Source organism: Oribacterium sp. (genome assembly GCF_057249185.1).
This window is the reverse complement of sequence record NZ_DBHIGR010000095.1, coordinates 1-8,442: the sequence shown is the minus strand read 5'-3', so window position 1 is coordinate 8,442 and position 8,442 is coordinate 1. Positions and strand designations below refer to the sequence as shown.

Sequence of the window (8,442 nt, the reverse complement as noted above, 5' to 3'; positions counted from 1 at the left end):
CCTGACTGTCTCTTTGGAAAAATGCTTCCTTACTCTGCATCTTTTCCACCAGCATATCACTATATTTCTGACCGATAAGGTCTCCCAGGTTCTTTCCTTTTGCATCCGGGTTGTTACTGTAAACGAAGTTATTTTGATTATCTAAAACATCAAAGAACACATTTTCATAACCGAGGGTGCTCATATCCAACTCGTTGAAAACCTCTGTGGAAATCTCTGTGGTTACGATTCCCAAAAAACGATCTCCGTCCAGAATGGGAACAGTCATATAGAAGCTTGCCTTACCGGTGTCCGCATTTTCCATAGGAAGGGTTGCGGAAGCCACCTTGCTCTCCTGTGCCTGCTTATAAAAATCCTGTGTACCGTATACCTCGTAAGGCACCATGGAGAACTTATCCCCATCGGTATCATAACGAAGGGAGTAATTGCTGTTTTCCTTGGAAAATGCATCCGGCTCCAAGAGCAATGCCTGGCTCACAATCCCCAGATTGTTTTTCGCAAAGCCCTGCATGGTTTTCATTAAATAATACTCTTCCTCAGCCTCCGAAACCGTCAATGCTCCGGTAGCTTCTTCCAGCTTGCTCTTTCCGCTGAGAGCAGAATCTCCGCCGTCTTCTTTATGAAAATTTACGAAGCTCTCTGCCAAAGACTTCATGGTATTGCTGGTATTGACCGTGATTTTGTTCACTCTACTCGCATTCAAGTTGGAAAGCGCATTCATGTTTTGCTCGTTTTTCTTGTTAAATGCGGCACTGGCTACAGCCAGAATAAAAGCAGTCATCAGTGCAAACAAGAAAAGCATGATAATACCTAAGCTCAAAGAAATTCTTCCACTTAAGGAATGGCTTCGCTTTGACCCCTGCACTTGTCTGCCCTTTGTTGTACTAAAATCGTGTTTTTTCATTGTTCCTTCACTCCTTCTGTAGAAAATTCCATTTTTCTCGATTTTTTACGACCTAAATATTATCGGCAAAACTAAAATTCTCATAATAAATTGAATTTATAGAACACACTGTTCGGAATTTAGAAATATATTTTTTAAGAATATAATCAACTTTGCCTTTGTATTTTCTTCTATGCTGTTGCTTAATTTTCTCATTACAAAAATGAATTATAAGTAAAGTATTTTGTCATAAACACAAAATACTTGAAAATTTTTCTCTCATTCGAGTAAACTGTAGAGGAAATCAACAAGATTATCTTATTCACCGGTTGTAATATTAAAACTGCCATACAGAAGATTTGACGGAATTCTTTGCAAAAATAGAAAGGAGCCTTTATGAATAACGAAAACATCGGGAGAAATTTAGACGTTTTAGCAGAACATCCTCTTACAGAAATCAGCCCCAAAGAACTGGAAGCACAAAGCTATTCTCTATGTAAAGAGTTAATTGAAAAGGCCAAGCTGCAAAAGGGACAGATTCTTGTGGTGGGTTGCTCCTCCTCTGAAGTTATCGGAGAAAGAATCGGCAGCTGTTCCAGTTTGGAAGCGGCAGAATGCCTTTTTCAGGGCATCTATCGGGCCTGTTCAGAAGCAGAGGTATTTTTAGCCACCCAATGTTGTGAGCATTTAAACAGAGCCCTTGTGGTGGAACGTGTAGCCCTCCCATTTTCGGAGCCTGTAAATGTAGTTCCGAAACCAAAGGCAGGAGGGTCCTTTTCCACAAAAGCTTATGAGAACTTCCGGGATCCTATCCTTGTAGAGAGAATCCAAGCCGATGCAGGTCTTGATATCGGAGATACCTTTATCGGAATGCACTTAAAATCCATTGCGGTTCCTCTTAGACTTTCCCAAAAGGAACTGCTTCACGCCCATGTTACCGCAGCCAGAGTCCGGCCGAAGTTTATCGGCGGTATTCGTGCTTCCTATGATGAGCGCCTGCTTTAAAAATTAAATTTTATATTATTGTGTAAATGAGTCGAAATTATTTCGAAAAGGAAACAGGATGTTTCCTATGATTACGCTTAGATTTACGGGAGGGAATCCATGTTACAATACCGTTTTGCTGAAGAAAAAGATTTGACTGCCTGCGTAGACTTATTAACCGATTCTTTTTTTGACTATCCTTATTTTTCTAATTTTATTGAAGAAGATGAAAAGCGCAGAGAATTTGTGCACTCAATCCAAACCATTGCCGTGGAGATTTACTACGGAAAACAGAGAATGTTGCTGGCCGAAGAAGACGGAGAAATTCTTGCCGTAGCCGCAATCCAAAGCCCAATGGACAAGGGTGTGGAATTTAAAGACTACGTTTCCAAAAAGGCACTGCAAACCTTTATGATTGGCGGTATTTTCAAGACTTTGGCATGGATTTCCATGACAGAAAAAGCGGAAAAAGTAATTCACAGCCAAAAATGCCCCTTCTGGTATTTAAGCTCTTTAGCGGTAAAAAACAACCGTAGAGGGGAAGGCATCGGCGCACAATTCCTGGAAGAAGGAGTAATTCCCTATGTATCCTCTGAAGGCGGGGGACAATTCACCCTGATTACCAACACGGAAAATAATGCCCGTTTTTATGAAAAAGCAGGTTTCTCCTTAATGTCCTACGAAGAAATCCATACCCCGAAAACCCAAATGGGGAATTGGAGCTTCTCCATGGATGTGCAAAATGAAAAGACTGTTGTCGCATAAACGACAACAGTCTTTTCATTTTGCATAACAGACAGGCCTCTCCTATCCTTCACTCTTTCGATATTCCGAAATACACTGTAGTACCTTAGGACAGAGGAGGAAAAGAGCAATCAAGTTGGGGATTACCATAAGGCCGTTAAAGGTATCCGCCACGGCCCAAACCAGGGATAAATCTACGGTAGCTCCCAGAATAGACACTAAAGCATAAAGACTTAAAAAAATCTTTACCGCTATGGGGGAGGCAAAAACAAACTCTGTAAATCGAGCTCCATATAAGCCCCATCCCAATATGGTGGAAAAAGCAAAACAACACAGAGCCACTGCAGTAAAAATACTGGACCAGGCACCATAGGTGCTGGTAAAGCCTGAAATTGTAAGCTCAGCGCCGGCTTCTCTTCCGAAAGGAATATCTACCCCGCTGCATAAGATCACAAGCGCTGTCAGCGTACAGATCACAATGGTGTCCGCAAACACCTCAAAAATTCCAAAATATCCCTGTTTAACCGGTTTTCTGGTATCCGCTGTCGCATGGGCAATGGATCCGGTTCCCAGACCTGCTTCATTAGAGAAGATCCCTCTGGAAATTCCCTTTTTCATGGAAAGAATAAAGCTTCCTACTGCACCTCCCGTAAATGCTCTGGGAGAGAAGGCCGAAGCAAAAATCGTAGTAAAAACAGAGGGAACTCTATCAAAATGAAGGAAAACAACCCCTAAGGACAATACGACATAAAACAAAGCCATAAAAGGAACCAACTTTTCCGTCACCTGTCCAATTCTCTTGATTCCCCCCAACAAAATCAAAGCAACCAGCACAGCAATCACTATCCCGATAAAAAGGTTTACCCTTCCATTCCCTTCCGTAGGCAATAGGGAAAAATGGAACAAGGCTTCATTAATTGCCGCTGTAATCGTATTCACCTGGGTCGCGTTTCCGGTACCAAACACCGTAAGAATACCAAAAATTGCATAAAGGTAAGCCAGAAAAAGCCACTGCCTGCCTAAACCGTTCTTGATATAGTACATGGGTCCGCCCAGCAACTCCCCTTTTTTATTGCTTTCCCGATAATAAACTGCCAAGGTAACTTCGCAGAACTTGGTGCACATCCCTAAAATCGCGGACATCCACATCCAAAAGACAGCTCCGGGGCCGCCAATGCTGATGGCTCCCGCCACACCGGCAATATTCCCTGTTCCGATGGTTGCAGCCAAAGCGGTGCAAACCGCCTGAAAGGGTGTCAAAGCCCCGTCCTTTGCCTCTCTTTTACGAAAAATTCTTCCGATTGTTACCTGCATAGCCTCAGGAAAATTCCGAAGCTGTAAAAATCCGGTACGGATACTCAGATACAATCCCACACCAAGAATACAGGCCATCGCCGGCACTCCCCAAATAAACCGGTTCACCAGCCGGTTGGCCTCAATCAACATATTCATCTTTTTTACCCTATCTGTTCTATACGCTAAATATTCTACGCTCTAAATGCTCTATTCTCTAAATGCTCTATGTTCTGAATGTTCTATGTTCTATTCTCTAAATACTCTATGTTCTGAATGTTCTATGCTCTAATCATCTACTAACCTATCAAGCTGTTGACCTCTACACGAATAGGATAATCCTCCTGTTCCTCCAAAGATCGCTGTCGCATCACTCTGTCAATAGCCACATGACTGGATTCCGCACTTGCACCAACCAATAAAATCATATATTGTTTGTTGCCGCAGCGAACCACCACATCTCCCCTTCGAATCGTCTTGCTCAAAAGACCTCCAAAGTTCCTCATTCGATTTTCCGTTCCTCTGCGATCCGCATCCGAACTCTCTTCTACCGTAAACAAAACCATCTGTACCGGAAGCTGTGCTCTCTCTCCCGTCCGCTTTAGAAAATGATAGATACTGCAAAAGTCTTCATAATCCACCATATAAGCACCGGGAAAATAATCTCTGCCCTCAATTCTTTTCTGAATCTCCGGCAAGGAAACCACGTTGCTGATTTCCTCTTCTTCCTCCTGCTCTTCCGAAAAAACGAAATATCCACCATGTCCTGCGGACTTTACATGATACATGGCTTCATCCGCCTTTTGGTAAAGACTTAAAAAGTCGGAGCCCTGTTGAGGGGCCATAGCAACACCAATGGAAATTCCGAATTGTCCCGAAACGGAGGAGCCCAATACATGTTCCAGGCAAGACTTCACCTTCAGGCAGATTTCCTCACAACGATCCTTTAAAGCATCCTCATTCCAGAAGCCTCGGTAAAAAATAATGAACTCGTCACCGCCAATACGCCCCAAAACATCATCGGAACGCACCAGTCCCTGTAGCACCTTCGCCACTTCCATCAAAACCTGATCTCCCATCTCATGACCGAAACGATCATTTACCATCTTGAAATGGTCCAGGTCCAGCATGAACAAAAGACCGTTGTCTTTTTTCATTTGTAAATACTCGTTAATTTGTTGCACACAGGCACTTCGATTAAAAAGTCCCGTTAAAACATCGATATCCGCCTTTTTTTCCAGATGCTTAAGCATCTGTTCTCTTTTTATAATCCGTTCCACACGGCGAAGTAAAAGATCCGGTAACAGCGGTTTTCTGATATAGTCATAAGCGCCCAAATCAAAGCCCTTAATCTCCGCTCCGGAATCCTCGTCAGAGGTCATAATCACCACCGGAATATCAGCCAAATCATGGCGTTCCAAACGGCGAATCTCCTTTAAGAAAGCATAGCCGTCCATCTCCGGCATATGCAAATCCACCAGCAAAATATCCGGCTTGGAATTCGGCAAATCCTCCAATGCGGTTTTGGCATTGTCATAAGTAGCTACCTGATAATGATCCTTCAATGCCTTTTCTGCAATTTTTCTGGGAATCAACTCATCATCCACGATGACCACTCTCTGGCTCATTTTACTCCTTTTCTACCATCCCTGGATACATCTTACAAAAATCTTACATCCTACCTCTATCTTACGAAAAACGATAAAGACACGTCAAGCTCTATTTAAGTTTTTTATTCTTAATTTTCTTTAAAATATTTCACAAAATAATATTTAATTCATCTATTAAAATTAGTTTATCGAAAATCCTTCTTAAACACACAAAGAGGCCATGTCTAGCTTCCTAAACACTGGCCATCTTCTTAGTATGCAAATATTCCGTATGTTCCTTCCGGGCTGTAGGCAAATACTTCTCACTGATGGGTAATTCCGTGCCATCCTGTAAGAACAGGCTCCGACCGGTAATCCGTTGGATACTATCCTTGGATACCGCAATATAGCGGGATATCTGTAAAAAATCATCCTTCCCGTGTTGATCCATAAAGGCTTTCATGGACATATAGGTTTCCATATCATCTTCATGCAGGTGAATGAGAAGCCTTCTTCCCATGGTTTCCACATATTCCACGTCTTCCAGATAAATCCGCTCCGGCTCCCGGTCCACCATGACTTCCATATATTTTACCTTCTCCACGGTTTCTAAGGCATGGGAAAGTACTTTAGAAAATTTCTCATATTCCACAGGCTTTTGAATGTAGGAAAATGCCTTTAATTCAAAAGCCTCCGTCACATAGTCATTTCCTCCTGTGATAAAAATGATTTTCCCCGGAGCATTCCTTTCTTTAATCTCTCTTGCCAATTCAATTCCGTTTAAATTCGGCATAAAAATGTCTAATAAAAACAAGTCTGTAAGATTAAGATCCTGCTCTTTATTTTCCAGAAATTCCTCTCCGGAGCCATAGTAAGAAATCTCTACCGGAATCTTCCGTTCTTTAAAAAATCGTTCCAATAGGACCCCTAAAAATTTCCGTTGTACCAGCTCATCATCACATACCACAAGCTTAATTTTCTTCATGGATAAACTCCCGGACTACTGTAAGTATTCTCTAGCTTCTTGAATTGTCTTCCTGTAGAGAGCCATGAAAGCCTCATGATTATAGGCAATATAATGCTCGGCTTCCTCTTTCTCTACGTTGTCTACTACTCTTTTTGCTGCATGTTCCAGTTTTTTTGCATTTTCGGATAGCTTTACGGCACCAACCGTTAAGGAGGTTGTTTTTAATCCGTGGGCATAGAGGCGATATTTACTGTAGTCCTTCTCTGCAAATGCCTTCTCCAGCTCCTGCATCTTCTCATCACTACTGTCTCTGAAAAGCCCCAGAATTTCTCGATATACTTCCTCATCCTGCATGCAATACTGCAAACCTGTACTTCGATCCAGCGTTTTCTCTTCTTCTTCCTTCTCTACTATAGCATGTTTCTTTAATTCTGTCTGAAAATATTCTTCATTTGTTCTCTTCCGAATTAAATTCTCCGGCAGGAAGGTATACAAGGTTTTCTCCAGCTCATTTCCATCCACAGGCTTCGTCAGATAAGCGTCAAAGCTTGTGTTTACGTACTTCTGACGAATACCGGGGAGCATATTGGAGGAAAAAGCAATGACGGGAACCGGCTTTCCATAACGGTTTTCAAAGGCATTTTCCCGAATCTTCTTCAGAGTTTCTTCTCCATCCATTCCCGGCATCATGTGGTCAAGGAATATAATATCGAAGTTCTCTTCTCTTAACTTCTCAATACACTCTTCTCCGGAAAAAGCACAGGTAATCTGTACTTCTGTCCTCTTCAAAAGATTCTGTACCAGACGAAGATTTAATTCATTGTCATCCACCACTAAAATTCTGGCGTCCTTGGCAATGAAGCCCTTATTAAAGTCCTTCTTCTCTCCTCTTTGCTTCTGATACCGTTCTTCATAATTTCCGATACGATCTTCGTTTAACTGCCACTGGGGAATATAGGCGGTAAAGCAGGAGCCCTCTCCAAATACACTATCCAACTGAATGTGTCCGTTCATGATTTCCACAAAATAGTTGGTAATGGGCAGTCCCAGACCTGTTCCCTGAATGTTTTGGCTCCAACCGGACTGTACTCTTTGGAACTTCTGGAAAATCAGCTTCTGATCACTTTCCTTCACACCTACACCGGTATCCTTTACGGCAATCTGCAGCTCTATGGCTTTTGCCGTACTGAGTCCGGTTTCTTCCTTGGACTGGACAGGAGAATTTCCCTCTTCATCCAAAGCCCTCGCTGTTACGCTCAAAGTAATTTTACCCTTTTCCGTATACTTAATCGCATTATCTATCAGGTTTAGGATAACCTCTCGCACCCGGAAAGCATCTCCGTAAAGCACCGCCGGAGTGTCTCCATCAACAAGGATTTCAAATTGCAGTCCCTTCCACTCTGCTCGGAAGCGAACCATACTGTTGATTTCGTGAATCACAGTAGCCAATTCATAGGGCTTTGGTACCAGCTTGATTCCTCCGGATTCGATTCTGGAAAAATCCAAAATATCATTTACTAAAGACAACAAGGTCTGTCCGGAAGCCTGAATATCCTGCGCATAGCTTAATACCGCATCATCACGGCTTTCCCGAAGAATCATCTCATTCATACCGATAACGGTATTAATGGGAGTTCTAATCTCATGGGACATATTGGCCAAAAATTCCGCCTGTACTTTATCGGAAATTTCCAGCTTGCTCTTTTCATTTTGTACCTTATCATACTCAATGCCCTGGGCATGCATAATCTGGAAGGCAAAGATAATGGTTCCGATAGAAAGGAATTTTCCCTGATTTGTGTATCCGCTAATCATATAGGAAAGCAGCTCAATAATACAGAAACCGATTAGGGTACAATAAGCCCCCATCATCCAGGTCAACTCCCTAAAGAGGTGCTTATCCTTCTTCCAAACTATATAAAAGCTGCGCAATACCTCAATGGCGGTAATCAGTCCCAAAAGGTCAATGGGAAGATTTAATT

7 protein-coding genes are annotated in these 8,442 nt (G+C 42.4%); 2 read left to right on the top strand and 5 right to left on the bottom strand.

Annotation, left to right across the window (positions count from 1 at the left end):
- Positions 1-904 (bottom strand): cache domain-containing protein (locus ACO4PX_RS06510; protein WP_485572032.1); only part of this gene is annotated, 904 nt, incomplete at its 3' end.
- 375 nt (positions 905-1,279) lie between these two features.
- Between ACO4PX_RS06510 and ACO4PX_RS06505 the strand changes: the two genes are divergently transcribed.
- Both ACO4PX_RS06505 and ACO4PX_RS06500 read left to right on the top strand, forming a co-directional pair.
- Complete coding sequence (locus ACO4PX_RS06505) at positions 1,280-1,888, top strand: TIGR01440 family protein (RefSeq protein ID WP_485572031.1); 609 nt, start codon at positions 1,280-1,282, stop codon at positions 1,886-1,888.
- Positions 1,889-1,987: 99 nt separating this feature from the next.
- Positions 1,988-2,632 (top strand): GNAT family N-acetyltransferase, encoded by a 645-nt coding sequence (locus tag ACO4PX_RS06500; RefSeq protein ID WP_304070816.1) that lies wholly within the window; start codon positions 1,988-1,990, stop codon positions 2,630-2,632.
- 42 nt (positions 2,633-2,674) lie between these two features.
- Here ACO4PX_RS06500 and ACO4PX_RS06495 read toward each other — a convergent pair whose 3' ends face one another.
- The 4 genes from ACO4PX_RS06495 to ACO4PX_RS06480 form a co-directional block, all read right to left on the bottom strand.
- Complete coding sequence (locus ACO4PX_RS06495; protein ID WP_485565086.1) at positions 2,675-4,063, bottom strand: alanine/glycine:cation symporter family protein; 1,389 nt, start codon at positions 4,061-4,063, stop codon at positions 2,675-2,677.
- 140 nt (positions 4,064-4,203) lie between these two features.
- On the bottom strand, positions 4,204-5,532 hold the full coding sequence (locus ACO4PX_RS06490) for a GGDEF domain-containing response regulator (RefSeq protein WP_455016500.1): 1,329 nt from the start codon (positions 5,530-5,532) through the stop codon (positions 4,204-4,206).
- 214 nt (positions 5,533-5,746) lie between these two features.
- Positions 5,747-6,478 (bottom strand): LytR/AlgR family response regulator transcription factor, encoded by a 732-nt coding sequence (locus ACO4PX_RS06485; protein WP_448972872.1) that lies wholly within the window; start codon positions 6,476-6,478, stop codon positions 5,747-5,749.
- A gap of 15 nt (positions 6,479-6,493) precedes the next feature.
- Positions 6,494-8,442, bottom strand: a 1,949-nt coding sequence (locus ACO4PX_RS06480) for a response regulator (protein ID WP_485572030.1), incomplete at its 5' end; no start/stop codon positions are given.

What these genes read in the sequence shown, in the direction of transcription:
- ACO4PX_RS06505 (WP_485572031.1), top strand. Translation starts at nt 1,280, where the DNA reads ATGAATAACGAAAACATCGGGAGAAATTTAGACGTTTTAGCAGAACAT.
- ACO4PX_RS06500 (WP_304070816.1), top strand. Translation starts at nt 1,988, where the DNA reads ATGTTACAATACCGTTTTGCTGAAGAAAAAGATTTGACTGCCTGCGTA.
- ACO4PX_RS06495 (WP_485565086.1), bottom strand. Translation starts at nt 4,063, where the DNA reads ATGAATATGTTGATTGAGGCCAACCGGCTGGTGAACCGGTTTATTTGG.
- ACO4PX_RS06490 (WP_455016500.1), bottom strand. Translation starts at nt 5,532, where the DNA reads ATGAGCCAGAGAGTGGTCATCGTGGATGATGAGTTGATTCCCAGAAAA.
- ACO4PX_RS06485 (WP_448972872.1), bottom strand. Translation starts at nt 6,478, where the DNA reads ATGAAGAAAATTAAGCTTGTGGTATGTGATGATGAGCTGGTACAACGG.